The following is a 25,897-nucleotide window of genomic DNA, read 5'->3' as shown; positions in this document are numbered from 1 at the left end:
TAAACCAAAAAGCTATTATTATGGGATGGAGTACTTTAAAATTTAAAGTCAGGCAAATGTTACAGGCGAGATTAAGGAGCTACAAGCAAAAAAGATTGCAAAAGTATTTTACCACATAAAACTTATGCTTTTTGCTTTGAAGAATGATGCCTTTGATGTTATGTAATCAGCGGCATCATTTTTTGTTTCCATACTTCAAGCTTTGCAGCAAACCGCATTGTAGCATTTGCACCACTTGGCGATGGCAGTACATCATAAATATGGTTTGCATCCCTCCCTACATATTTATCATAATAAGCCGCGGCATTCTTACTCGAAAAGAACACATATTTAATTTCAGGATGCATTTTGTAAAAAGCATCCAAATCATTCGGCGTTTCGTTTTTAATAGCGCTGTCAAGGCTGCCTGCCCTTTCGCAAAAGGCCAATACATCCCAAACGGCAATCTTATATTTAACCAACAGCATCTTCCGCTCATTATAGTCATTGCTGAAATCTTCATTGGTCATTGCATATAAAATCTTCCAAAACTGGTTACCCCTGTTGCCATAGTACTGTTGCAGTTCTAATGATTTTTCTCCCGGCATGGTACCCAGTATTAATACTCTTGCACCCTTCGGCACAATTGGTGCAAACGCTTTTTTCATTGTTGTAAGTAAACTATTATACAGGCAGTTAAATAATTGTTATAAGCCGAATTTTTATGATATTATTAATATCGGCCCTTAGGGCATTGGCTAATTTTGATAAGGACAAAAGCTAATTTAAGTAATCAAAAATAAAAATTATGAAAACAGAAACCAAATCAGGAACAAAAAGCACAGCTAAATCTACAGCATCAAAGTCTTCATCAAAATCATCTGCAGGTACTAAGCAAACTGCGTCAAAAGCAGGAAAGGTAAAAGCTAAATCATCTGCGGCTGATGGCCTTAAAGAACTTTATATAGACTGCCTTAAAGACATCTACTGGGCAGAAAAAGCGTTGCTTAAGGCTTTACCTAAAATGGCAAAGAATGCATCTACAGAAAAACTTGTAAATGCCATTAATGAGCACACTACAGAAACGGAAGAACAAATTACAAGACTTGAAAAAGTTTTTGAAATGGCAGGTAAAAAAGCTTCGGGTAAAAAGTGTGAAGCAATGGACGGCCTTATTAAGGAAGGACAGGACATACTTGAAAGCACTGAGCCGGGCCCTGTAAGGGATGCAGGTATTATTGCCGCTTCGCAAAAAATTGAGCATTATGAAATTGCTACATACGGTACGCTTTGTGCATTTGCAAAAACACTTGGTATGGATGATGCGGCTGAACTGCTGCACCAGACACTTGAGGAAGAAAAGCAGGCAGATATGACGCTTACTGAAAATGCTTATAACGACATAAACTTTGAAGCCCACGAGGAAGACGAAGAATAGTTATAACAGTTCGTTAAAACTGCACGTGCTGATGCACAAATTGACTAACTTAAGCGATAGCCTGAAAAGGCTCATCGCTTTTGTTGGCAAAAAGGGGTATATAATTTAAAACATACACACATGAAAGCTATATGGAAAGGGAGCATAAGCTTTGGGCTTGTAAACATTCCCATAAAATTATACAGCGGCACGAACCAGCACAGGATAGACCTGGACATGATCCGTAAAAAAGACCAATGCCCTATACAATATGTGCGGGTATGCAAAAAAGATGGTAAGGAAGTGCCGTGGGAAGATATAGCCAAAGGCTACAGGAAAGAAGATGGCGATTATGTGGTACTCGATAAAAGTGATCTTGAAAGCGTAGCAGCAGAAAAAACGCAGACTATTGATATATTCGAGTTTGTGAAGGAAGAAGAAATACCCTCTAAATATCTTGAAAAGCCATATATCATTGAGCCTGAAAAGCAGGCACAAAAAGTATATGCATTGTTGCGTGAAGCACTTAAAAAGTCTGAAAAAGTAGGATTATGCAAATTTGTGATGCGCACTGCACAGCATCTGGGCATATTAAAAGTGGAAGAAGACGCCATTTTGCTGATACAGATACGCTTTAATGATGAGCTTCGCGATCCTGAAGATGCCAAAATACCAACGGATATAAAAATAAGCAAGAAGGAACTGGATATGGCTATGACGATAATAGACCAGCTTACAGAGCCTTTTGACCCTTCTAAATATAAAGATACTTATAAGGAAGATCTGGTAAAAATGATAAAGAAAAAAGCTGCGAGCAAGTCAGGGCCAAAAGAGCCAGCCCCACGCAAACGTAAAAAAGCCGCACCTAAAGACGATTTACTCGATCAGCTAAAAGCCAGCCTTGCAGCCATTAAAAACTAAACGCCATGAAACTTTCTGAATATAACCGTAAACGTGACTTTACCAAAACTGCCGAACCCGAAGGAAAAGTTAAAAAGAATGGCAAAGAGTTGCGCTTTGTAGTACAAAAGCACGCAGCCTCTCACCTGCACTATGATTTCCGTTTGGAAATTGACGGGGTATTGGTTAGCTGGGCAGTACCTAAAGGCCCCTCGGCAGATACTTCTGTTAAAAGGCTTGCCATGCATGTAGAAGACCACCCTATGGATTATATTGATTTTGAAGGTACTATACCCAAAGGGCAATATGGCGGCGGCACGGTTATGGTTTGGGACACGGGTACTTATACTGCCGAAGGCGTAAGTAGTTATTCAGAAAGTCAAAAGCTGCTTCGGAAAATGTATAAGGACGGTAATATAAAGATTGAAATAAAGGGCGAAAAGCTGAAAGGCTCTTATCATTTGGTAAAGATGAGCGGCAAGGATAAAGAATGGCTCCTGATGAAAGGAAAAGATGAATATGCAAATAAAAAAGAATTCGGGCAGCAGTCGGTGCTTACAGACAGGACACTTGATGAAATAGCTAAAGACAGTGATTCTGATGTATGGCAAAGCAACAAAGAAGAAAAGAAAACAAATAAAGCCAACCTCGTTCCTGAAGAAGATAAAGATAGCGGTGCGTTAGGCTTTACTGCCGAAGATGTCGCGGATGCAAAACGGCTCGATGAATTTCCGTATGAGTGGAGGCCACAGCTTGCCACACTTACAGATGAAGCTTTTGATGACGACGAATGGATATTTGAGAATAAATATGACGGCTACCGTGCACTTATTCAGGTGCAGAAAGGAAAAGTGAATATAATTTCACGTAATGGCCTGTCATTTAATAAAAAATATCCTGAACTTTTAGAAGCATTTGCAGCAATTAATAATGATGTAGTCCTGGATGGCGAAATTGTTGTGGAAGACACCAAAGGGCAAAGCCATTTTCAATGGCTGCAATACTATCAGGATAACCCCGGGCGCGGTAAGCTTAAATGTTATGTATTCGATATCCTCTACTTTAACGGGTTCGACCTGACTCCCCTATCGCTGCTGCAACGAAAGAAAATAGCAAAGGCATTATTACCAAAATCGGATGCCATCCTTTTTTCATCTCACACTGAAGGTAAGGGTATCGAAGCACTAAAAAAAGCGGCTGCAAGTAACAGTGAAGGTGTAATTGCCAAAAAAAGCAGCTCGGCATATCATGTTGGCAGGCGCAGCAAAGACTGGCTAAAAATAAAAGTTACCAAAGAGCAGGAAATGGTAATTGGAGGGTTTACCGACCCTAAAGGTTCGCGAATCGGTTTCGGGTCTTTATTATTGGGATATTATGAAGATGATAAACTTATATATTCAGGAAAAGTAGGAACAGGTTTTAATGAGGAGAGCCTGAAAGATATGTATGCGCTTATGAAAAAGCTTGAACGTAAAACATCTCCATTTGCCGAAGCCCCGAAAGAGAAAGGTGCGCACTGGATAAAGCCGGAATTGGTGGCACAGATAAAATATTCTGAGTGGACGGAAACGGGCAGCCTGCGGCACCCGGTATTCATAGCATTACGCGAAGATAAAGACCCTAAAAAGGTAATTAGGGAAAAAGCAGCGCACCTTACACCCGAAACGGCTGATAATGAAACTAAGGCTCCTGAAACAAAACCCATTAAAAAAACTTCCTCTAAAAAAAGTAGCAAAAAAGTGAAAGCTACAGGATGGGACACCGATAAAGTTGAAGTCACCAATTTAAAGAAAGTGTTCTGGCCTGAAGAAGGTTACACAAAAGGTGATGTAATTCATTATTATGATGTGATGGCAGAATATGTACTCCCATTCTTAATTGACAGGCCACAGAGTATGAGGCGTACACCTAATGGCTTAAAAGGTGACGGATTTTTCCAGAAAGATTTGGCTGGAAAAGCGCCTAAATGGGCAAAAACCCGCAAAATACGTTCTTCATCTAAAGGTGAAAGTATTGAATATCTCATCTGTAATGATAAAGAAACACTAATATATATGGCAAACCTGGGTTGTATAGAAATAAACCCCTGGAGCAGCCGTGTGGGCAGCATTAACAATCCTGACTATATTATTTTTGACCTTGACCCTAACAAGGCAACCATAGAAGACCTGCTAACTACTGCAAGGAAAGTAAAGGAAGTGCTTGACAGCATAGGTATAAAAGGCTACCTGAAAACCAGCGGCGGTAAAGGGCTTCACGTCTTCATACCTATTAAGCCTGAGTTTACTTATGATAACACACGGGATTTTTCACACATTGTGAGTCAGCATGTGCATGCCGCCTTACCCGATATAACCAGCCTTGAGCGAATGCCTGATAAGCGCAAAGGCAAAGTGTATCTTGACTTTCTGCAAAATGGCAAGGGCAAAACTATGGCCTGCGCCTACTCCATACGCCCGCGTGAAGGCGCTACAGCAAGCACCCCATTGGAATGGGAAGAACTTGATGATAAAAATTTTGATATTAAAAACTTCAACATTAAAACCCTGCCTAAACGCGTAAAACAAAAAGGCGACCTTTGGGCTGACTTTTTTGATAATGCAATTGATTTGAGGGAGGTGTTGAACCAGATAAAACAATAAACCCTGCGCTTGCAGGGTTTATTGTTTATTTTAGTAGTCAAGGATTAACCCAAAACTTCTTTTACTTTTTTACCTATTTCAGCAGGAGAGTCAACAACGTGTATGCCGTTTTCCCTCATGATGCGCTTCTTAGCTTCGGCTGTATCATCGGCACCGCCAACAATAGCACCCGCGTGGCCCATAGTACGGCCTTTAGGGGCAGTTTCTCCGGCAATGAAACCTACAACAGGTTTTTTGTTACCGTTTTCCTTAATCCACTTTGCAGCATCAGCTTCAAGCTGTCCGCCTATCTCCCCTATCATTACGATACATTCTGTTTCAGGGTCGTTCATTAAAAGCTCAACAGCTTCTTTAGTAGTAGTACCAATTATTGGGTCACCACCAATACCAATAGCAGTAGTAATACCTAATCCCTGCTTTACAACCTGGTCGGCTGCCTCATAAGTAAGCGTACCCGATTTAGAAACGATACCTACAGTACCTTTCTTAAACACAAAGCCCGGCATGATACCAACCTTAGCCTCTTCCGGAGTGATAACACCAGGGCAGTTAGGCCCTACAAGCCGGCAGTCTTTATCTTTTATATAGTCATAAGCTTTAATCATATCCGCAACAGGTATGCCTTCAGTAATAGCAATAATTACTTTTATACCGGCTTCTGCGGCTTCCATAATTGCATCGGCTGCAAAGGCAGGCGGAACAAAAATGATAGAAGTATCGGCACCTGCAATTTCTACAGCGTCTTTAACGGTATTAAACACAGGACGGTCTAAATGCGTTGTACCGCCTTTTCCCGGTGTTACACCGCCAACAACGTTAGTGCCATATTCAATCATTTGGGTTGCGTGGAAAGTTCCTTCGCTGCCGGTAAATCCCTGAACAATTATTTTGGAATCTTTATTTACTAAAACACTCATGATATATTTTTTAATTATTTATAATCGCAATGCAAAAATAGTTTTTTACTTAAAATATATAAAAGAAATTACACTATTTGTATATTAAATTTGCAAAAAAATTATTCTGCAAGCTGCTTTTGCCTGTAAGGATATGCATACATAATAAAGGCAGCATCTCCTGTACTATATTTTTTTTCATACTCCTGCTTAAAACGATTGTAGTACCAGGTTTCAGGATAAGGCGGAACTTTAAGCTCTTGCAGCCCCCAGTGCAACACAGAAAGCCGTGCATTGCCATCACAGATTTTATGTTTATCTTTTTTTGCTCTAAAATCGTCAATTTCTTCTGGCACCTCACTTTCACCAAAGCAGATATCCATGTTTAAAGTGTTTCCTGAATACAAACTCGACGAAAAATAACGGCTCCAACAGCCTCCAAAACTTGCAACGGGCAGTACTATCCAAAATAAAATAATTACAGCATACCTGCCGCTTAAAACAGTTTTAGCGTTAAAATAGCCATAGTTGTTTTTAATAAATATGAGATATAAAAGAAAAATCATGGCAACATTCCACGGCCAGATGATTACATTATAATTAGTACCCAGTGGCCCTACTAATACCAGTATAAATAAGTGCATTGCAATGAGCACATATACCGGCAGCCTCTTATTCTTAAAAAATAAAAGCCCGATGCCTGCTGCTGTTTCAAATATTGGCAGCAACAAACCCGAATAATGCACTAAAAGATTTTTTCCTGCCTCATGCGGAATACCAAAGAGTTCGTGTAGTATGGTAACTTTCCAAACTGAATATAGAAATCCGCCATTTAATTTATGAAGTCCGCTGAATATATAGGTTGAAGCAAAAACAAGTGTAAGTGCAATATACAGCCTTTCTTTATTTTTACCATAAGCGGCAATAATAGCAAAAAGGAACCAGTAAAGATATTCCCAGGGTTGCCAGCGGGTTACATCAAGAAGGCATGATAGTAATTCTGTAAAAATAAGCAATAGAATTGCCCCATTATTCTTAGGGAGAACAAGCAGGTAAATTAGCAGCAGTATCGAACTGCAAAAGAGCATGGTATGAAAATAGCCGGGCAGGTTTGCGCTGAAATCAAAAACCGGTACTACAGGATAAAGCCTGTCAGCCAACCAAACCTTGTAGCTAATCAGCTTGGCTATAAGCCAGAAAAAAGTAACGGTACGTATTATTTGAGCTTGCCCCGGCATTGCATTAGCCCACCTGGCTCATCAGGTAACCTTTGTAAAGTTTTTTATCCTTTATCTCCCATATTGCAATAAAATGACCGAGCACAACTTCTTCTGAAGGATTTTCTATAGCATGAACATAATGCGTGTAACGCACGCAGGCACGGCTGCCATCGGCAATAATATGCCCGATATCAAGTCGGTATGATGAATATGCCCTTTTAAGCCCCGCTACAAGTTCAAGCAGGTCTTCTTTATCCACCTGCAAAAAGCCTTTAGAGCTGCGCCACTCCATCTTCATATCTTTATGGATAAACCTGTCCATAACATCAGGATTGCCAAAAGCATCAGAATTGTAATATGCCGTTACCAGTTCTTTCGCATCCATACTACTTGTCTTTTAGTTTTTCAAAAATTTCGGGTATCCTTTTCACATTCATAAGCTGCCTCATCATCTGGCGTGATTCTTCTGCCGGAGAACCGAAATAAACTTTACCGCCTTCCAATGACCTGCTTATACCCGATTGTGCCTGTATTACTGCTTTAGCGCCAATTGTAATGCCGCTTGTACTGCCTACCTGGCCCCACATTGTTACTTCATCTTCTATGATAACACACCCTGCAATACCCGTTTGTGCTGCAATAAGGCATTTTTTGCCTATTACAGTATCATGCCCTACATGTACCTGGTTATCAATTTTTGTGCCCTCGCCAATGGTTGTATCTCCGGTAACGCCTTTGTCAATTGTGCAAAGCGCACCTATACCAACATTATCCTTCACAACAACCCTGCCACCTGAAAGAAGCTGGTCGAATCCTTCAGGGCGTTTTTTATAATAAAAAGCATCAGCACCAAGCACTGTGCCGGCGTGTATAATTACATTATCGCCTATTACGGTGTTGTCATATACCGACACATTAGAATGTATAAGGCAGTTTTTACCGATGGTTACATTATTACCTATAAATGAATTAGGCTGTATTACAGTTCCCTCGCCAATTTTAGCTGAAGCAGCTACTGAAGCGCCTGCTGCCTGAAATGGCATAAAGTGGCGTGTGAGTTTATTAAAGTCCCTGAAGGGATCATCTGAAATTAGTAGTGCTTTACCCTGCGGGCATTCTACTTCCTTGTTTATAAGTACTATCGTAGCTGCCGATTGCAACGCTTTATCATAATACTTGGGGTGGTCAACAAAAACAATATCGCCGGGTTCAACCACATGGATTTCGTTCATGCCGTGCACAGGGAAATCATCTGCACCTACATAGTCACTACTAATAATAGCAGCTATTTCTTTTAGAGGGTAAACTTTAGGAAACTTCATCAGGAAAACTTTTAACCGTACTAAAAATAAGAAATCTGCCGTTTATGCGGCAGATTTATATAAAAATTCTTTAAATTATTCTTTTACCCTTTCAATGTAAGCGTAAGTAGAAGTATCAATTTTAATTTTATCGCCTTCGTTTATAAAAAGCGGAACGTTAACCTGAGCACCCGTTTCTACAGTTGCAGGCTTTGTAGCGTTGGTAGCCGTGTTTCCTTTAACACCAGGCTCTGCATAGGTAATTTCCAGCACAACAGATGCAGGCATATCTACAGAAAGCGGCGCATCAGTCTCGGTATTGATGATTACCATTACGTTTTCTCCTTCTTTTAAAAGATCCGGGGCATCAAGAATGTTCTTGTTAAGCGATATCTGCTCATACGTTTCAGCGTGCATAAAATGATACTGGTCGCCTTCAGGGTATAAAAACTGGAATTTGTGTGTTTCTACCCTTACATCTTCAATTTTATGACCGGCAGAAAAAGTGTTATCAAGCACTTTACCGGTTGTAAGGCTTTTCAGTTTTGTCCTTACAAACGCAGGGCCTTTACCCGGCTTAACGTGAAGGAATTCAATAATCTTGTAAATATCGTTGTTATACTTAATGCATAACCCGTTCCTGATATCTGATGTACTTGCCATTATGTTTTATATTGTCTTGTTTATAATCTAGTAAATGCCTGTATAACCTTTCATAATACCACGCGATGAGTTCCTGATAAAAAGTATTATTTCATCACGCTCAGGCGTAGCCTCCATTTCAGCCTCAATAAGGCTTAATGCCTGTGTGGTGTTATAGTTCTTTTGGTATAATATCCTGTAGATATCCTGTATCTCCCTTATTTTTTCGGGTGTAAAGCCCCTGCGCCTTAACCCTATAGAGTTTATACCTACGTATGAAAGCGGCTCTTTGGCGGCTTTTGTAAAAGGAGGTACATCTTTACGCACTAAAGACCCGCCTGAAATCATAGCATGGTCTCCTATGCTTATAAACTGGTGTACTGCCGCAAGTCCGCCGATAATGGCATAATTACCCACAGTTACGTGCCCTGCAAGTGCAACGCCGTTTACTATAATAGCATTATCACCAATATGGCAGTCGTGCGCTATGTGGGCTGTTGCCATAATAAGGCAGTTATTACCCAGCTTTGTTACACCCGAGGCAACTGTACCCCTGTTTATGGTAACACACTCACGCACTGTACAGTTATCACCTATTATTGCAAGTGAATCTTCACCTCCGAATTTTAGGTCCTGCGGTACGGCAGAGATTACCGCACCCGGAAATATATTACAGTTCTTGCCAATCCTGGCGCCTTCCATTATGGTAACATTTGATCCTATCCAGGTACCCTCGCCAATCTCCACATTGTTGTGGATGGTTGTAAATGGTTCTATCACCACGTTTTTGGCAATTTTTGCCCCCGGATGAACGTATGCTAACGGTTGATTCATACAATTCTGTTTTAGCTGTTTTTGACAATCTGTGCCATTAATTCGGCTTCGGCAACAAGTTTGCCGTTGGCATAAGCATTTGCCTGCATGTGGCATATACCCCTGCGTATAGGAGATATGAGGTCGCACTTAAATACAAGTGTATCTCCAGGCAGCACTTTTTGCTTAAACCTTACATTGTCAATTTTCATGAAATAAGTAAGATAATTTTCAGGATCCGGCACAGAGCTAAGTATAAGGATACCTCCTGTTTGCGCCATAGCCTCTACTATAAGCACGCCCGGCATAACGGGAGCCCCGGGGAAATGCCCCACAAAAAAGCTCTCGTTCATGGTTACATTCTTAAGCCCTACCACGTGGCTGTCGCTCATTTCAAGTATTTTATCTACTAAAAGGAACGGCGGCCTGTGAGGCAGCATGCTCATAATCTTGTTCACATCCATTAACGGTTCCTGGTTAAGGTCATATACCGGAACCTGGTTGCGCTGCTCTATTTTTATAATTTTAGACAGTTTTTTAGCAAACTGTGTATTAACAAAATGCCCAGGCTTGTTGGCTATAACCTTACCTTTAATCCTGATGCCCACTAAAGCAAGGTCGCCTATTACATCAAGCAGTTTGTGGCGGGCAGCCTCGTTAGGGTAATGCAGCGTAAGGTTATCAAGTATACCGTTTGGTTTTACTGTTAGGTCTTCTTTACCAAAGGCTTTTTTAAGGTTCTCCATTGTTTCAGGAGAAATTTCCTTATCTACATAAACTATAGCGTTGTTAAGGTCTCCGCCCTTAATTAAGCCATTATCCAACAGTGCTTCAAGCTCGTGAAGAAAACTGAACGTTCTTGAATCTGCTATTTCAGTTTTAAACTCTTTAATATTTTTTAGTGTGGCATTTTGTGTGCCAAGTACTTTTGTGCCGAAATCTACCATAGCGGTAACCTGGTAGTCATCTGCAGGCATAACTATAATTTCGCTGCCTGTTGTTTCGTCTGTATAAGATATCACTTCTTTAACAGTATATACTTTACGCTCGGCATCCTGCTCTTCGATACCAACTTTTTCTATAGCTTCCACAAAAAACTTAGACGAACCATCCATAATCGGCGGTTCAGAAGCATCAAGCTCTATAATTACGTTATCAACATCGCAGCCAACAAAAGCGGCAAGCACGTGTTCTGATGTTTGTATCTTAACACCTTTTTTTTCAAGGTTAGTGCCACGTTGTGTATTTACAACATAGTTAGCATCAGCCTCTACTATAGGCTGCCCCTCAAGGTCTACCCTTACAAACGTAAAGCCGTTGTTAACAGGTGCAGGCTTAAAAGTCATGGTAACTTCTTTACCGGTATGCAGCCCAACCCCTTTTAAAGAAATTTCGCTTTTTATTGTGGTTTGCTTAACCATTATAGTTCTAAGTTTAGTTTTGTTGTTTGTTTCGTTGCTTAATATCCTCTATATCAGCTACTATTTTAGGAAGATTTTTAAAATGTACGTAAGATTTATTAAAGTCGGAATAACCAAGTGCGGGGCTTCCCTGTATGGCTTCTCCGTCCGGTATGCTCCTACCAACACCTGATTGTGCCTGTATGCGTACATTATTACCTATGGTGATATGCCCCACAATACCAACCTGCCCGCCAATAATACAATTCTTACCAATTTTGGTTGAACCTGCTATACCGGTTTGCGATGCTATTACTGTATTTTCACCAATATAAACATTATGGGCTATTTGTATCTGGTTATCAAGCTTTACGCCTTTTTTTATGATTGTAGAACCAAGCGTTGCCCTGTCTATAGTTGTGCAGGCACCAACATCTACATTGTCCTCTAAAATCACGTTTCCTATTTGCGGTACTTTGCTGTAAACACCTTCTTCATTTGGCGTAAAGCCAAATCCGTCAGACCCTACAATAGAGCCTGAATGTATCGTACAGTTTTTACCTATTTCAGTTTCAGAATAAATCCTTACACCTGCAAAAAGTATAGAGCCGTCTCCAATAGTAACATTATCACCTACAAAACTGTTAGGGTAAATCTTTACATTGTTACCGATTTTTACATTTTTGCCTATGTAACAAAATGCACCAAGGTATAAGTTTTCGCCATATGTTACGTTATCAGATATAAACGATGGCTGCTCTATACCGCTTTTCATAAGCTTAACCTGATTGTAGTATTCAAGCAGCTTGGTAAATGATTTATAGGCGTCGTCAACCTTAATAAGTGTAGTGCTTATTTCAGTTTCAGGTTCAAAAGAACGGTTAACAATGGCTATTGATGCCTGAGTGGAATATATGTACTGCTGGTATTTAGGATTGGAAAGAAAGGTAAGCGAACCCTCGCTGCCCTCCTCTATTTTTGCAAGCTTATATACTTCGGCGTGCGGATTGCCCACAACTTCGCCTTCCAGAATGCCCGCTATTTGTTCTGCTGTAAATTTCATCCCGACAAAAATATAAAATTATATTAAATCAGTGCTTTTTCCAAAAGCTGTTTTGGAAAACACATATAATATTTGGTTACAGGCTTGCTTAAAGCCTTTAAGTTCAATTGGTCAGATGCATCGGCAACATCTTCCACCACGCCGTCTTTTCGTAATATATGTATAGGCTCGCCTGACTTATTATAAGCCTGGTTTTTTATTTTTCCTTTAAAAACAAAATAGTCGGCTTCTTTTTCGGATATGCCGAACAGTTTACTTACCTCTGCTTTCATCTGTGCAAGCACTACCTTATCCGGTTTTTCTGCATGCAGCCTTATTTTTAAAAGGTCACGGTTAATAATCATTCTGCTCAGTTCGGCAAGTACAAAATCATCATTAAACTGCCACTCTTTAATTGCGCTTATTATATCAAAATCATCCAGCCTTGCAAAAGTGCCTAATACATCATTGTTAAAATCTTCAAGGCTTATGCGGTTTCTCAAAAAATATTGCAATGGGTTACTGCAGGGCAATGTAATTCCACTTTGTGTAAGCTCTTTGGCACGCTTTAAAATTCTTGTGAGTATAAGCTCGGCGGCAACGCTTGTTTTGTGCAGGTAGGCCTGCCAGTACATAAGCCTTCTTGCCACTAAAAACTTTTCTACAGAATATATGCCCTTCTCCTCTATTACCAATACATCATTATTAACATTCATCATTTGTATCAGTCTCTCGGAGTTTATATTACCTTCGGCAACACCACTGTAAAAGCTGTCACGTTTCAGGTAATCCATCCTGTCCATATCAAGCTGGCTGGAAATTAACTGCAACATGAACTTCCTGTGGTATTCTCCTTTAAAAACTTTTATTGCAAGAGATAATTGCCCGCCAAATTCTTCGTTCAGCCTGTCCATAAAAAGCAGAGAAATTTTTTCATGGCTAACATCCTCAACAATACTGTGCTCCATGGCATGCGAAAAAGGCCCGTGACCTATATCGTGCAGCAGTATTGCAATGCAGAGCGCTCTTTCTTCCTCTTCAGAAATTTCTACACCTTTAAATTTAAGTACCTGTACAGCCTTCTGCATTACGTGCATGCAGCCCAAAGCATGGTGAAAGCGGGTGTGGTGCGCGCCCGGGTAAACAAGGTAAGACATCCCCATTTGCGATATGCGCCTTAAACGCTGAAAATAAGGGTGCTGTATCAGGTCGTAAATCAGCGTATTGGTTATAGAGATAAACCCGTAAATAGGGTCATTAAGTATTTTAAGCTTATTGATGTTGCTCACTATGTAAGGCGAATTTTTAACAAATATAGTAAACATAGTTCTTATAAACATTGGAGCAATTATTTTAACGCAGGCTGTAAGGCTGTTAACGCTATTTATTAAGTAGCATTAAACCGGGGTTAATGTCGATAAAATGTTTTACTATTAGTACTGCATTAATTAATTTTATAGTGTAAAACCATAAAAAAATGAAGCTGCTTTTTTACATAGCGTTTGCATTCTTTGCATCCACACTACCCGCGCTTGCGCAGGAAGAGCAGGATAATACACGCAAGCAACCGCCTGCCATAACCCACAGGCAGGTTGTAATGGACGAGCGTATGGCGCAAAATGAGCGAAAAAAACACACTGAAAATCAAGACTCTAAAGCAGAAACAACCCGAAGGAAAGAAAAAGAAAATTCGTCATCAGAAAATACTACATCAACAGGAAAAACTTCAAGCACGCCTGAAAAACAATAATAACGTTATTTTTTGTTACTTAGGTTATTGAAGGAGAGGTCTGCAAAAGTAATTTTTGCAGGCCTTTTTATTTTAAACAAACCTACTTTTTTATAAAATAATTAGCACAAAAATCGTTAAATACATTTAACTTGCATGCTAATTTTATTGAACGAAAATTCACTCATAAAATATGAATGAGATAAAGATACTCTGGGTTGATGACGAGATAGATATGCTGAAACCCCACATACTTTTCCTTGAGAAAAAAAACTATAAGGTTACTACTGCAAATAACGGGCAGGACGCCATAGACCTTTTCAGGGAAGAAAATTTTGACATTGTTTTCCTTGATGAGAATATGCCGGGGCTTAGCGGCCTTGATACCTTATCAGAAATCAAGGAAATTAAATCTTCCGTGCCTGTAATCATGATTACCAAAAGTGAGGAAGAGTACATAATGGAAGAAGCCATAGGCTCTAAAATTGCCGATTACCTTATAAAACCGGTAAACCCTAACCAGATACTCCTCAGCCTGAAAAAGAACCTTGATAACTCACGCCTTGTTTCAGAAAAAACAACGCTTGATTACCAAAAGGAATTCCGCAAAATTGCTATGGACCTTGCTATGGTAAACAGCTGGGAAGACTGGGTAGATATGTACAAGCGCCTTGTTTTTTGGGAAATGGAGCTCGAAAACATTGAAGACCACAGCATGGTTGAAATACTGGAATCTCAAAAACAGGAAGCTAACTCTCAATTCGGTAAGTTTATAGAAAAGAATTATGAGAACTGGTTTGATCCGAAAGCCGACAAGCCTGTACTGTCGCATAACCTGTTCCGCGAACTGGTTGTACCAGAAATACTGAAAAAACAGCCTATACTGTTTGTTGTTATAGATAACCTGCGTTATGACCAATGGAAAGCTTTTGAGGGGGTAGTTAATAACTACTATAAACTGGAAAAAGAATCGGCATACTACTCTATACTGCCTACTGCCACACAATATGCGCGTAATGCTATTTTTTCGGGGCTTACACCTTTAGAAATGGAGAAAAAACTGCCGCAGTACTGGAAAAACGATATTGATGATGGCGGTAAGAACATGTATGAAGCTGAATTTTTAACCGAACAGCTTAAAAGGCTTGGGCTAAAAATTAAGCAGGAATACTACAAAATTACCAATTTTAAAGATGGGAAGAAACTGGTAGAAAACTTTAAAGGCCTAAAAAGCAATGACCTTACCACAGTTGTTTACAACTTTGTCGATATGCTTTCGCATGCCAAAACCGAAATGGATGTGGTTAAAGAGCTGGCAAGTAATGACAAGGCTTACCGTTCACTTACATTAAGCTGGTTCCGCAATTCGCCGCTGCTCGAAATTATACAGCAGGCGCAACTGGCTGGATTTAAGCTTATCATTACTACAGACCATGGTACTATTAATGTGAAGAACCCAAGCAAGGTTATTGGCGACAGGAACACGAGCCTTAACCTGCGCTATAAAACCGGGCGCAGCCTTACCTATGAAGAAAAGGATGTATATCATGTTAAAGATCCTAAAAGCATACAACTGCCAGCCATAAACATGAGCAGCTCTTTTATTTTCGCGAAGAATGACCTTTTCCTTGCTTATGTAAATAACTTTAACCATTACGTAAGCTATTACAGGAATACCTATCAGCATGGTGGTATTTCTCTGGAAGAGATGATAATACCATTCCTTGTGTTTAACCCAAAATAAGCGGTTCAGAGATATGGAATTTACTTTTTCGCTGGACGAGATAGATTTAGCCGCAAAAAAACTTTTAGAAGCAGGCTTAAAACAAACTGTTTTATTTCATGCAGGCATGGGTGCAGGCAAAACAACACTTATTAAAGCCCTTGCCAAGCAGTTAGGGGTTAAAGATATTACATCGAGTCCTACCTTTTCACTGGTAAACGAATATGAAACCGAAGATGGTAAAACAGTATATCATTTCGACCTTTACAGGCTGAATACCGAGGAGGAAGCTTATGATATGGGTATGGATGAGTACTTTTATTCCGGCCATATGTGTTTTATCGAATGGCCTGAAAAAACACCCAACCTTATACCCTTAGATCATTCTTCGGTAACCATAAAAATTTTACCTGACGGAAGAAGGCACCTAATACTGAAATAATTTTAACATGCGTTGATATTTTTGTAATTTAGAACCAATTATCTCACATCATTACAATGTCGTTAACACCATTTACAAAACAGCAACTGCTCCCGCAGGAAGAGAAACTTGAAGTGGAAAGGCAGCGGGGCGATCTTTTTATCGGCCTGCCCAAAGAAACTTCTTTCCAGGAACGGAGGATATGCCTTACGCCCGATGCTGTGAGTGCGCTTACTGCACATGGGCACCGTGTAATGATTGAAGCAGGTGCGGGCGAAAGCTCCAGCTATAGCGATAAAGAGTATAGCGATGCGGGTGCCGAAGTGGTTCAGGATACAAAAAAAGTTTTTGGCTGTCCCATTATCCTTAAAGTGGAGCCGCCCACTATCAAAGAAATTGAGATGATGAACCACCAGTCGCTACTCATCTCGGCCATACAGCTTAAAACACAAAAAAAAGAATACTTTGAAGCGCTTGCAGCTAAAAAAATTACAGCGCTTGCCTTTGAATTTATAAAAGATGAAGACGGCTCCTACCCTGCCGTAAAATCGTTAAGTGAGATTGCAGGTACGGCCTCTGTACTCATTGCATCAGAATTAATGATAAACCAGAAAATCGGTAAAGGGTTGCTGCTTGGAAATATTACCGGTGTTCCGCCAACAGAGGTAGTAATTATAGGTGCGGGTACGGTTGCTGAGTTTGCCGCCAAGACCGCTTTAGGGCTTGGTGCAAATGTAAAAGTATTTGATAACTCTATAACCAAATTACGCAGGCTGCAATCAGCATTAAATCAGCGTATATTTACCTCTACTATTCAGGAAAAAACATTGCTTAAAGCATTAATGCGTTGCGATGTAGCCATTGGTGCCATGCGGGGTAAAAACCGTACGCCCATTATTGTATCTGAAACAATGGTAGAGCATATGAAGCGTGGCGCTGTTATAGTAGATGTATGCATCGATACAGGCGGGTGCTTTGAAACATCTGAAATAACCACACATGAAAAGCCCACATTTGTTAAAAATAATGTAGTACATTACTGTGTCCCTAATATACCTTCCCGCTATTCAAAAACAGCCTCTATGTCAATCAGCAATATCATTAGCCCGTTCTTACTGCAAATGGCTGATGATGGCGGACTTGAAAGTGCCGTGCGTTGTAACCGGGGACTTAAAAACGGGGTTTATTTCTATCATGGCTTATTAACAAACAGGTCTATTGCGGAATGGTTTTCACTTTCTTATCGCGATATTAACCTATTAATTTTTTAAATTTGCCACAAAACAAACTCTTTTGGAAAGCAATATACTGATAGTGGCAGCAGGCCTTTTTATAGGTACCGTAGGTACACTTATAGGGGCAGGCGGCGGTTTTATACTTGTTCCCCTTTTACTTATTTTTTACCCTGAATTAAGCCCTGAACTGGTTACGGCAATATCTATTGCGGTAGTATCTGTAAATGCTATATCCGGAACTTTTGCCTATGCGCGTTCCGGCAGGATAGATTACCGTGCGGGCATTACTTTTGCACTTTATACCATACCGGGTTCTATACTTGGTGTATTAACTGTTAAATACATACCGCAGCAGCTATTTAATACTATTTTCGGAGTTTTACTGTTGGTACTGGCAGCATACCTTTTTTATAAAAACAGGAACCCAATACTTACCGCAAAGCCTGTACAAAAACAAGGCTACAGGCAACACACGCTTACAGATAATAAAGGTATGACCTATACCTACAGCTATAATCCGCTTTATGGCAACTTAGTTAGTATAGTGGTAGGTTATATTTCTCCGTTGCTGGGCATAGGCGGCGGTATTATACACGTGCCTGCAATGGTAAACTGGCTAAAGTTTCCTGTTCATGTGGCAACGGCAACCTCACATTTTATACTTGCTGTAATGGCTACAGTCAGTGTAATTGTACACGCAATTAGCGGAACTTATGACAACGAAGGTACAGTACAGATGATCTTACTTCTTGCTCTCGGTGTGGTGCCGGGCGCACAGCTTGGGGCATTGCTTTCGCATAAAATTAAAAGCAACGTTATTATACAATCGCTTGCAATATGCATGATACTGGTTGGCATTCGCATACTGGTAAAAGCCTTTTAGGATTTTTTCTTTTTTGAGAGGTTTTCCTCTATACGACAGGCAACAATTTTCTTAATTAAATCTACCGGTATTGGCTTGCTTAAAGGAAACTGTACAGAACCCCTGCCCTGCTTATAACGTGATAGTTCCTCTTCAATTGCTGCGTTTCCTGAAGGCAATGCGTAAAATCCGATATGGTTTTTATATCCTGCAAAGTAAACCAGCACACCATTAAAGCGATAAGCAGGCATATTATAGCTAATTAATTCTTCTGCTTCAGGTGCACATTCTCTTATTATCTGCCTTACCTGTTGCAATAGATGGGCTGTATCATCTGGAAATGAAGCAATATAGTCATCAACACTGTCAAACTTTTGCATATTATTTTTAAGATAAAGATAAGCACACGCTATGTGAAGCTACATCTGTAAAGCTGACAAAAACAGGGTGCTATCAGGACAACTACAGGGTATCTATCTGCTCCTCTTCACTATCTTTATCGGGTCCGTCTTCAGCAGTAGTTTCTACAGTTGGTTCTTTTTTACTCAGTATAGTGCCCATCATCATAACCAAAGAGGTAAGTATTACAATTTGTATAATCATACTACGGTTAATGAAAGGAAGCCTTAGTTCCGGGATTATAGAGAGAAACAGTAATATGGTTATTAAGCCCCTTGGTGCTATAAATAAAAGTGGTATAAGCTTTATGCCTGAAAGTTTTAAGGCTATTGCCCTCAAAATATAAATGCTAAGGGTTATTGCCGCCGAGAACAGTAAAACATCTGTGTTTAAAAGTTCGCTGGTATGTATAAGATAACCAAAGAGAAGGAAGAATAAAGCCCTTACCAGAAAGGTTGCCTCTATGGTAATTTCCCTGAATTTGTTTACCTCTCGCCTTAATACTTTAGGCTTAAGTTGTTGTATCAGTTTTACTTCACCAATAAGGTTAAGGTTATTTAAGAATAAACCGAATACCAGTATAAACACAAGCGACGGCAGGTGAAACTCCTTACTTATCTCATAAATGAGTATTACAAGGAAAATAATGGGTACAAACTTTATATGATGATCCAGGCGGCTAAGTAAAAAAGAAAGGCTGCCTGTGGCAATAAAAGAAATTATGATGATAATGATAAGCTGCACAAAAAAAGAACCGAAAGCCATAAAGCCAATGGTATCGTGCATTACTATAAAGTTGAAGAAGATTACTCCGATTATATCAGATATGCTGCTTTCATAAATCACGAACTCGCGGTCGGCTTTCCTGAAACTGCGTACGCTGGGAATGGCAACAGAACTGCTTATTATGGCAAGTGGTATGGCATTAGTAAGGCAGGTTTTATAATCCCAGTCTGTAATATACTGAAAAACATAAGCCAACAGCAATGCAAATATTATAAGCGGAATACACCCAATTAATACAGCTCTTTTTACAACCGGCAGTTTATCACGGCTCAGTTCAAGCTCCAGCGCGCCTTCAAGTACTATAAGTATCAATCCGATACTGCCTAATATCGGCAGTACTTCCTGTAAGTCAATAAGTGTTACACCAAAAAAATTGCTTAGCTGCCTTACAAGAAAGCCAAGCACCAGCAAAAGCAATACAGATGGTATTTTGGTTTTTGGTGAAGTTAAATCGAATATATATGCTAAAAGCACAAGCAGACAAAGTACCAGTATAATACCTGCGGTCATCTATTAAGTTTTTTATAAAACACTAATATAGCCGATAAATATTGAAAAAGGAAAAAACCGATACTATTTGTTGCTAAAAAAGTAACAAGAATGCATTAATCAAAGTGTTTTCTATAATTTTAATAAAAATAAATATTGTTGGTAAATAGATTAAGCTTCATAAAATTACTGCATAAAAAAAGCACCGGATACAATCCGGTGCTTTTCAACTGATAAACTAAATTTTTATTTTAAAGTAAAAGTTGAGTTAGCTACCAGTTTATCTTTATCAAAAAGGTTTACATGATATGTGCCTTTTTCAAAATCTTTACCTGAAAGGGTTTCTGAAACCTTCATGGTTTTATTTTCATAAATGGCATTGGTTATAAAGCTGTAAGTCAGTGTGTAATCGCCAAATACTTCTGTCTGCTTTTCGCCAAGCACATTATTTTTAGGGTCTATAACCTGTACATAATACATTTTGTTACCGGCCTGGGCCACCTCATTGGCTGCAATGGTAAAGCTTATTTTAAGTACATCTACACGCCTTGCCCTTTCGGTGCTTACAAGTTTACCTGAATTCCTTTCTTTGTACGGGTCGGCCTTTAGGTCAAGTATGGTAAGCTTAGATGCCCTTTCAACCGTTTTGCTCAGGTTCTCGTTTTGCGATACTAATGTATCATTATACCTGCGCGATTCATCCAGAACAACCATAGTGCTGTCACGCTCTGTGGTAAGCTGCTGGTTCTGTGCCTTTAGCTGTTTGTTTTCAGCCATAAGCCTGTCCATTTCACGCTTAAGCCTTGAGTAGTCGTCTTTATACTTGCGTAACGAATTTGCATCGCCTTTCCACTTCTCTACTTCATCAATCAGGCGCTGAATTTTTGCCCTTTCTTCTTCCAGTTCGCCTTTAAGGCCTGTGTTTTCGGCTACTGCGGCATCATATTGAGCCTTTGTTTCATTAAGCTCTGCAAGAAATTGGTCTTTCTCGCTCACATACTGCTTTTCAGCTTTTTCGCTGTCGGTGCTCATCTTATACATAAATGCCAGGCTGCCCACAAGCAGGATAGCGAGTATAAGTATTATTGCTTTTAAACTTGAATTGCTTCTTTCTTTTTCCATCACTCAAATAATTTTAACAAAATTAAAGATATTTCAATTACGCTTCTGTTTTTAACGAAATTTTAGCTGAAAATAGTATTTTTGACATCCTATTTATAGCCTATGGAAACCATAATTAAGCTTACAGCCGCACAACTTTCTAAATATACTTCGCAGCGAAGCGGCGAAATAAAATTTGGTGAGCGCATTCTTACAGTTCCCAAAGATAAAGATATTTGGGAATTTACAAAGGAATGTGATGCGGGCTTTGTGCTTTTCGGCATACCCGAAGATATTGGCGTGCGTGCCAACTACGGCAGGCCGGGTGCAGCTTCGGCTTGGGAACAGGCTTTAAAAAGCATTGTAAACATTCAGCACAATAAATTCTGCAAAGGCAGCAGCCTTTTAATACTCGGACATTTAGATACTTCTGCCGTTATGGAGGCCGCAGCAGGCTTAAACACGAATTTGCCCGAAGAGCGCAAAAAGCTTTCAGCACTCATCAGCGAGATTGATAAAGAAGTATCGCATATTATCTGCACAATTATAGGCGCGGGCAAAATACCGATAATTGTGGGTGGCGGGCATAATAACGCCTACGGAAACATTAAAGGGACTGCGCTTGCTAAGGGCAAGCCGGTTAATGCCATCAATTTTGATGCGCATACTGATTTCAGGATACTTGAAGGTCGCCATAGCGGTAACGGATTTTCTTATGCTTTTGAAGAAGGCTTCCTTAAAAAGTATTTTATATTCGGGCTTCACGAAAATTATACCTCTAAAGGTGTGATGGAGACTATTAAAAAGCAGGGAGACCGCATTAAATACAATACGTATGAACAACTTGCAGTACGCCGCGAAAAGAGCTTTTCTGACGAAATGGGCCATGCACTTGGCTTTATAGAAGATGAGCCTTTTGGTATAGAGCTGGATCTTGATGCATTGCCTAATGTTGCCAGTAGCGCCATGACACCGACAGGCTTCAGCATAGAGAAAGCAAGGCAGTTCGTGCACTACTTTGGCAGGAACAAAAATGCATGCTATCTGCATATTTGCGAAGGAGCGCCTGAACTGGATAATGAAAAGAACAACCACCTTACCGGCAAGCTTATAGCTTACCTTGTTACCGACTTTATTAAATCGAAAGAGCTGTAATGCTCTTTTTTAAAACTGTAAACCAGCAAATTACTTTAAAAATAAAAGCATACCTTTGCATCCTGCAGTACCCGCTGTTGGGTGCTGTTTGCATTATAATAATATTACATGAAATTTGAAGATCTTAATTTACTGAAAAATATACAACAGGCGCTTGCTGACGAGGGCTATGAAGCCCCGACACCCATACAGCAACAGGCCATACCCATAATACTTGAGGGTACAGACCTTGTGGGCTGTGCACAAACAGGAACCGGTAAAACTGCCGCGTTCGCAATACCTATACTTAACGACCTGCACCCTATTGTTGGCTCTGCTAAAAAAAGGAAATACATCCGCACGCTTATTATAACCCCGACAAGGGAGCTTGCACTGCAAATAGGCGAAAGTTTCGAAACCTACGGGCGTTATACAAACATTACCCAGCTTACCATTTTCGGTGGTGTTAACCAAACTCCGCAAACCGACCAGCTTAAAAAAGGTGTAGATGTACTTATAGCCACTCCCGGCAGGCTTTTAGACCTGCACAAGCAGGGCTTTATAAACCTTGACCACCTTCACCACCTGGTGTTGGATGAAGCCGACCAGATGCTGGATATGGGCTTTATACATGATGTAAAGAAAATTATTAAGCTGACTCCTGATAACAGGCAGACACTGCTTTTTTCTGCAACAATGCCTTTGGCTATTCGTGAACTTGCTGATACTTTTTTAACCAACCCGAAATATGTTTCGGTTACACCGGTATCTTCTACCGCAGAGAGGGTAAAGCAGCAATTATACTTTGTTGACAAGAGTGATAAACGTAAATTGCTGTATCACCTTATCCGTAATGAAAACCTGAGCAATGTACTGGTATTTACACGTACTAAGCACGGCGCTGACAATGTTGTAAAAGCATTAAAGAAAAACGGCGTTAATTCTGGTGCTATACACGGCGATAAGTCGCAAAGTGCAAGAGTTAAAATGCTTGATGCTTTTAAGGATAAAGAAATAGGTGTACTGGTTGCTACCGATATTGCCGCAAGGGGTATTGATATAGAGAACCTGCCTTTTGTTATTAACTTTGACCTGCCCAACATACCGGAAACTTACGTGCACCGCATAGGCCGTACAGGGCGTGCCGGTAACGAAGGGCTTGCCATATCGTTTTGCAGCAAAGATGAGCTGCCTTACCTGAAAGATATAGAAAAGCTGATTCGCCTTAAAATTAAAGTAATTGAAGGCCATCCCTACCCTTTTCCTGAAACAACCGGTGAGCCACAGCAGGAAAAGAAACCCGACCTCAGGAACAACAATAAAAGCGCTCAGAGGAACGGAAAATCAAAATCCAGAAAATCTGAAGGTTCGAAGAAAAATAAAAAACGCTGGTACTAGAGGGAATAAATAATGCTTACTTTTAACCTGATTTAGCAGATTAAGCAATGAGACATTTTTTACTATGCTGCGTTTTTATTGGCAGTATAACCGGTTTTGCACAACAAACAAATACTCCCGTTAAGGTTACAAAACAGGAATGGGATAAACTGGATAAAGTATTTGTTGCACTTATAGATGCACTTGTAAATAACAATACAGCAGCCTTTAACAAACTTGCCTATCCGGTTATAGATTGTATAGACTGTGTGGGTACACCCGAATTTAATAACAGGGGTTACTTTGTTACAAGAGATGTTTTTTATCTTAACATAGCAACAAACTTTACCAAATCTCCTGTATATAAAGCAGTTGCTAAAAGAGGATATACTTTTAGTGCAATTTTGCTTAAAGGCTACAGGCCTAAATACCTGCCGGACGACTATCCTGGAGATTTAACCCTATATGAAGTATGGATACCAACCTACCTTGCTAATGAACTTTCTAAAGGGCATCCAGGCACAAGCCATGCCTTTCAGTTTGTAAAGATAAATGGTGAGTTCAAGCTATTCGGAATGACATCAATACCATAACAGAAGCACCTTTAGGTGCTTTTTTTTGTTTAGTGAAGTGTTTAAGACAGCTATAATTTTCTATATTTGAGATTATAAACCTCACCGACTTATGAATATTCAATATCACTACGCCACCGTTTTGCAGGCTATAAATGAGCTTAAAGAGAAAGGCTATACCGAAGATTTTAATCTTGAGGAGAACTGCCTTGCGTGTGCCACAGGTAAGTTTAACCATGACGAGTTCGAAATATCTGATATTTATTACTATGAAGGTGAATCTAATCCCGATGATGAAGCCACGGTTTATGGTATAGTATCACATTCCGGTACAAAAGGGATATTAGTAACAGGAGATGAAACATTTTCTGATCCCGCTTCTAATAAGATTATCGAAAAACTTCTTGTAAACAGAAGTAACAGAAGCTAATGCTTAGGGGTAACTAAGCAAAGCTGTTTATAAACGAAACCAGTTCCTGTGAATCGAGTATAAAATCAGGTTTTATTTCCTGTAAGGCATGTTCCGGCATATAAGGTACTTCCGCCGATTCCGGCTTTTGTATTACAGTTATACCCCCTGACTCTTGTATAGCTTTGATGCCGTTTGTGCCATCAGCATTAGCACCGGAGAGTAATATTGCAGTAACTTCTTTACCATATACATCGGCAGCCGATTCAAAAGAAACATCTATGCTTGGCCTGCTAAAATGTATCTTCTCTGAAGTATCAAGTGACAGTAACCCGTTCTTTTCAAAAAGTACGTGGTAATCTGCCGGGGCTATATAAATATTACCGGGGAGCATAGGCACTTTATCCTCCAGTTCCTTAACGGGTATTTTTGTTTTAATCGCAATAAGATCTTCCAGCATACCATCTTCACCGCTACGGCGGTGTAATACCAATACTATTGCAAAAGAAGGTATTTCTAACTTTGGCAACACGGCAATAAGGACTTCGAGGCTGCCTGCAGAGCCGCCAATTATAAGCAGTTTACACTTAGCGTTTAGTTTATCTTTTTCCATACTTTCTCTTTTCCTAATTGCTGGTACTGCTTTTGGAGCGGCGAAAATTTCAGGGTTTCTTTGGTTCCTAATGCCAGGTAGCCAAGCTTGGCAAGGCTGTCATCAAAAAGCTTTAGTGCTTTCTCCTGAAGATCCTTATCAAAATATATCAGCACATTTCGGCACAATATAAGGTCGAATTCATTAAACGAACTGTCGGAAACAAGGTTATGTTGTGAAAATACCATTTTTGCAGAAAACTCATCGCTGAACTTTGCCCAGCCATAATTGGCTATATAATATCCTGAAAAATCTTTAGTGCCTCCGGACTGTATATAATTTTCAGAATATTGTTTCATCATCCTTAACGGGAACACACCACTTTTAGCAGAATTGAGCACAACAGTATTGATGTCTGTTGCATACAGGAGCGATTTATGCAGCAAATTAGCCTCTTTAAGTAAAATCGCCATAGAATATACTTCTTCTCCTGTAGAGCAGCCTGCATGCCAAATCCTTATAAACGGCTTGGTTGCCAGTATAGGGATTATCTCTGTGCGAAGTGATTTATAAAAATGCGGGTCGCGGAACATCTCGGTTACATTAACCGTGATTTCTTCTACTGCGTGTTTAAAATAAACCGCATCTGTACGTATCTTAGAGAGGAAATCAGTAAAATTATCAAATCCATCTACCTGCAACAGCCGGTCTACCCTGCGCTTAAAAGAAGCCCTTGAGTATCCGCTGAAGTCGTATCCGTGGTATTCAAATATTTCATTTATCAGCACCTCAACTTCACGGTCATCGGTAATCATA

The 25,897-nt window shown here is 39.9% G+C and carries 27 protein-coding genes; 12 read left to right on the top strand and 15 right to left on the bottom strand.

Annotation, left to right across the window (positions count from 1 at the left end):
• Positions 1 to 158 precede the first annotated feature (158 nt).
• On the bottom strand, positions 159 to 647 hold the full coding sequence (locus KJK34_RS02625; protein ID WP_223052284.1) for a DNA-deoxyinosine glycosylase: 489 nt from the start codon (positions 645 to 647) through the stop codon (positions 159 to 161).
• Positions 648 to 787: 140 nt separating this feature from the next.
• On the opposite strand from KJK34_RS02625, the gene KJK34_RS02620 reads away from it, so the two are divergent.
• From KJK34_RS02620 to ligD, 3 genes are all read left to right on the top strand, one after another.
• The gene (locus KJK34_RS02620; protein WP_223052283.1) at positions 788 to 1,417 is read left to right on the top strand and encodes a YciE/YciF ferroxidase family protein; all 630 of its coding nucleotides are present in this window, start codon (positions 788 to 790) and stop codon (positions 1,415 to 1,417) included.
• A 120-nt stretch (positions 1,418 to 1,537) separates the two neighbouring features.
• Positions 1,538 to 2,317, top strand: coding sequence for a non-homologous end joining protein Ku (gene ku / locus KJK34_RS02615; RefSeq protein WP_223052282.1), 780 nt, complete (start codon positions 1,538 to 1,540; stop codon positions 2,315 to 2,317).
• A 5-nt stretch (positions 2,318 to 2,322) separates the two neighbouring features.
• Positions 2,323 to 4,938 (top strand): DNA ligase D, encoded by a 2,616-nt coding sequence (gene ligD / locus KJK34_RS02610; RefSeq protein WP_223052281.1) that lies wholly within the window; start codon positions 2,323 to 2,325, stop codon positions 4,936 to 4,938.
• 44 nt (positions 4,939 to 4,982) lie between these two features.
• Here the strand turns inward: ligD and sucD are convergent, their stop codons facing one another.
• The 9 genes from sucD to KJK34_RS02565 form a co-directional block, all read right to left on the bottom strand.
• Positions 4,983 to 5,855, bottom strand: coding sequence for a succinate--CoA ligase subunit alpha (sucD, locus tag KJK34_RS02605; protein ID WP_223052280.1), 873 nt, complete (start codon positions 5,853 to 5,855; stop codon positions 4,983 to 4,985).
• 101 nt (positions 5,856 to 5,956) lie between these two features.
• On the bottom strand, positions 5,957 to 7,072 hold the full coding sequence (locus KJK34_RS02600; RefSeq protein ID WP_223052279.1) for a hypothetical protein: 1,116 nt from the start codon (positions 7,070 to 7,072) through the stop codon (positions 5,957 to 5,959).
• A gap of 4 nt (positions 7,073 to 7,076) precedes the next feature.
• On the bottom strand, positions 7,077 to 7,439 hold the full coding sequence (locus tag KJK34_RS02595; protein ID WP_223052278.1) for a nuclear transport factor 2 family protein: 363 nt from the start codon (positions 7,437 to 7,439) through the stop codon (positions 7,077 to 7,079).
• A gap of 1 nt (position 7,440) precedes the next feature.
• Complete coding sequence (locus KJK34_RS02590; RefSeq protein ID WP_223052277.1) at positions 7,441 to 8,376, bottom strand: UDP-3-O-(3-hydroxymyristoyl)glucosamine N-acyltransferase; 936 nt, start codon at positions 8,374 to 8,376, stop codon at positions 7,441 to 7,443.
• A 75-nt stretch (positions 8,377 to 8,451) separates the two neighbouring features.
• A complete protein-coding gene (efp, locus tag KJK34_RS02585) occupies positions 8,452 to 9,018 on the bottom strand; it encodes an elongation factor P (RefSeq protein ID WP_223052276.1) in 567 nt (188 codons plus the stop codon).
• Between the two features lie 27 nt (positions 9,019 to 9,045).
• The gene (gene lpxA / locus KJK34_RS02580) at positions 9,046 to 9,831 is read right to left on the bottom strand and encodes an acyl-ACP--UDP-N-acetylglucosamine O-acyltransferase (protein ID WP_223052275.1); all 786 of its coding nucleotides are present in this window, start codon (positions 9,829 to 9,831) and stop codon (positions 9,046 to 9,048) included.
• An 11-nt stretch (positions 9,832 to 9,842) separates the two neighbouring features.
• On the bottom strand, positions 9,843 to 11,231 hold the full coding sequence (locus KJK34_RS02575) for a bifunctional UDP-3-O-[3-hydroxymyristoyl] N-acetylglucosamine deacetylase/3-hydroxyacyl-ACP dehydratase (RefSeq protein ID WP_223052274.1): 1,389 nt from the start codon (positions 11,229 to 11,231) through the stop codon (positions 9,843 to 9,845).
• A 13-nt stretch (positions 11,232 to 11,244) separates the two neighbouring features.
• On the bottom strand, positions 11,245 to 12,273 hold the full coding sequence (gene lpxD / locus KJK34_RS02570; RefSeq protein WP_223052273.1) for a UDP-3-O-(3-hydroxymyristoyl)glucosamine N-acyltransferase: 1,029 nt from the start codon (positions 12,271 to 12,273) through the stop codon (positions 11,245 to 11,247).
• A 23-nt stretch (positions 12,274 to 12,296) separates the two neighbouring features.
• Positions 12,297 to 13,541 (bottom strand): HD domain-containing protein, encoded by a 1,245-nt coding sequence (locus KJK34_RS02565; RefSeq protein WP_223052322.1) that lies wholly within the window; start codon positions 13,539 to 13,541, stop codon positions 12,297 to 12,299.
• Positions 13,542 to 13,729: 188 nt separating this feature from the next.
• On the opposite strand from KJK34_RS02565, the gene KJK34_RS02560 reads away from it, so the two are divergent.
• From KJK34_RS02560 to KJK34_RS02540, 5 genes are all read left to right on the top strand, one after another.
• Positions 13,730 to 14,002 carry a hypothetical protein gene (locus KJK34_RS02560; protein WP_223052272.1) on the top strand — a complete coding sequence of 91 codons (273 nt, stop codon included), beginning with the start codon at positions 13,730 to 13,732 and terminating at the stop codon, positions 14,000 to 14,002.
• A gap of 172 nt (positions 14,003 to 14,174) precedes the next feature.
• Entirely contained in the window at positions 14,175 to 15,725 is a 1,551-nt protein-coding gene (porX, locus tag KJK34_RS02555) for a T9SS response regulator signal transducer PorX (protein ID WP_223052271.1), read from the top strand.
• 13 nt (positions 15,726 to 15,738) lie between these two features.
• The gene (gene tsaE / locus KJK34_RS02550; RefSeq protein WP_223052270.1) at positions 15,739 to 16,146 is read left to right on the top strand and encodes a tRNA (adenosine(37)-N6)-threonylcarbamoyltransferase complex ATPase subunit type 1 TsaE; all 408 of its coding nucleotides are present in this window, start codon (positions 15,739 to 15,741) and stop codon (positions 16,144 to 16,146) included.
• A gap of 50 nt (positions 16,147 to 16,196) precedes the next feature.
• Positions 16,197 to 17,396, top strand: a complete 1,200-nt coding sequence (locus KJK34_RS02545; protein ID WP_223052321.1) for an alanine dehydrogenase — start codon at positions 16,197 to 16,199, stop codon at positions 17,394 to 17,396.
• 22 nt (positions 17,397 to 17,418) lie between these two features.
• The gene (locus KJK34_RS02540) at positions 17,419 to 18,243 is read left to right on the top strand and encodes a sulfite exporter TauE/SafE family protein (protein ID WP_223052269.1); all 825 of its coding nucleotides are present in this window, start codon (positions 17,419 to 17,421) and stop codon (positions 18,241 to 18,243) included.
• Here KJK34_RS02540 and KJK34_RS02535 read toward each other — a convergent pair.
• The 3 genes from KJK34_RS02535 to KJK34_RS02525 form a co-directional block, all read right to left on the bottom strand.
• Positions 18,240 to 18,602: an iron chaperone gene (locus KJK34_RS02535; RefSeq protein ID WP_223052268.1), complete on the bottom strand. Its 363-nt coding sequence runs from the start codon at positions 18,600 to 18,602 to the stop codon at positions 18,240 to 18,242. The two genes, KJK34_RS02540 and KJK34_RS02535, sit on opposite strands and share 4 nt — an antisense overlap.
• Positions 18,603 to 18,684: 82 nt before the next feature.
• Entirely contained in the window at positions 18,685 to 19,917 is a 1,233-nt protein-coding gene (locus KJK34_RS02530; RefSeq protein ID WP_236937563.1) for a cation:proton antiporter, read from the bottom strand.
• A 225-nt stretch (positions 19,918 to 20,142) separates the two neighbouring features.
• Positions 20,143 to 21,018, bottom strand: coding sequence for a DUF8428 domain-containing protein (locus tag KJK34_RS02525; protein WP_223052267.1), 876 nt, complete (start codon positions 21,016 to 21,018; stop codon positions 20,143 to 20,145).
• Positions 21,019 to 21,120: 102 nt separating this feature from the next.
• Here KJK34_RS02525 and KJK34_RS02520 point away from each other — a divergent pair, with 102 nt between their 5' ends.
• The 4 genes from KJK34_RS02520 to KJK34_RS02505 all read left to right on the top strand — a co-directional run bounded on the left by KJK34_RS02520 (position 21,121) and on the right by KJK34_RS02505 (position 24,510).
• Positions 21,121 to 22,152, top strand: a complete 1,032-nt coding sequence (locus tag KJK34_RS02520) for a formimidoylglutamase (RefSeq protein ID WP_223052266.1) — start codon at positions 21,121 to 21,123, stop codon at positions 22,150 to 22,152.
• A 108-nt stretch (positions 22,153 to 22,260) separates the two neighbouring features.
• Positions 22,261 to 23,529 (top strand): DEAD/DEAH box helicase, encoded by a 1,269-nt coding sequence (locus tag KJK34_RS02515; RefSeq protein WP_223052265.1) that lies wholly within the window; start codon positions 22,261 to 22,263, stop codon positions 23,527 to 23,529.
• Between the two features lie 47 nt (positions 23,530 to 23,576).
• Positions 23,577 to 24,101 (top strand): hypothetical protein, encoded by a 525-nt coding sequence (locus KJK34_RS02510; protein ID WP_223052264.1) that lies wholly within the window; start codon positions 23,577 to 23,579, stop codon positions 24,099 to 24,101.
• A 91-nt stretch (positions 24,102 to 24,192) separates the two neighbouring features.
• On the top strand, positions 24,193 to 24,510 hold the full coding sequence (locus KJK34_RS02505; RefSeq protein WP_223052263.1) for a hypothetical protein: 318 nt from the start codon (positions 24,193 to 24,195) through the stop codon (positions 24,508 to 24,510).
• 13 nt (positions 24,511 to 24,523) lie between these two features.
• On the opposite strand, the gene KJK34_RS02500 is transcribed toward KJK34_RS02505, so the two are convergent.
• Both KJK34_RS02500 and KJK34_RS02495 read right to left on the bottom strand, forming a co-directional pair.
• Positions 24,524 to 25,102, bottom strand: coding sequence for a chemotaxis protein CheB (locus tag KJK34_RS02500; protein ID WP_223052262.1), 579 nt, complete (start codon positions 25,100 to 25,102; stop codon positions 24,524 to 24,526).
• On the bottom strand, positions 25,084 to 25,896 hold the full coding sequence (locus KJK34_RS02495; protein ID WP_236937562.1) for a CheR family methyltransferase: 813 nt from the start codon (positions 25,894 to 25,896) through the stop codon (positions 25,084 to 25,086). Before KJK34_RS02495 ends, KJK34_RS02500 begins: the two co-directional genes overlap by 19 nt.
• Position 25,897: the final 1 nt, after the last annotated feature.

Source organism: Flavobacterium coralii, assembly GCF_019891545.1.
Lineage (GTDB): Bacteria > Bacteroidota > Bacteroidia > Flavobacteriales > Flavobacteriaceae > Flavobacterium > Flavobacterium coralii.
The sequence above is the reverse complement of the archived record's forward strand: the minus strand, read 5'-3'. Positions and strand labels throughout refer to the sequence as shown.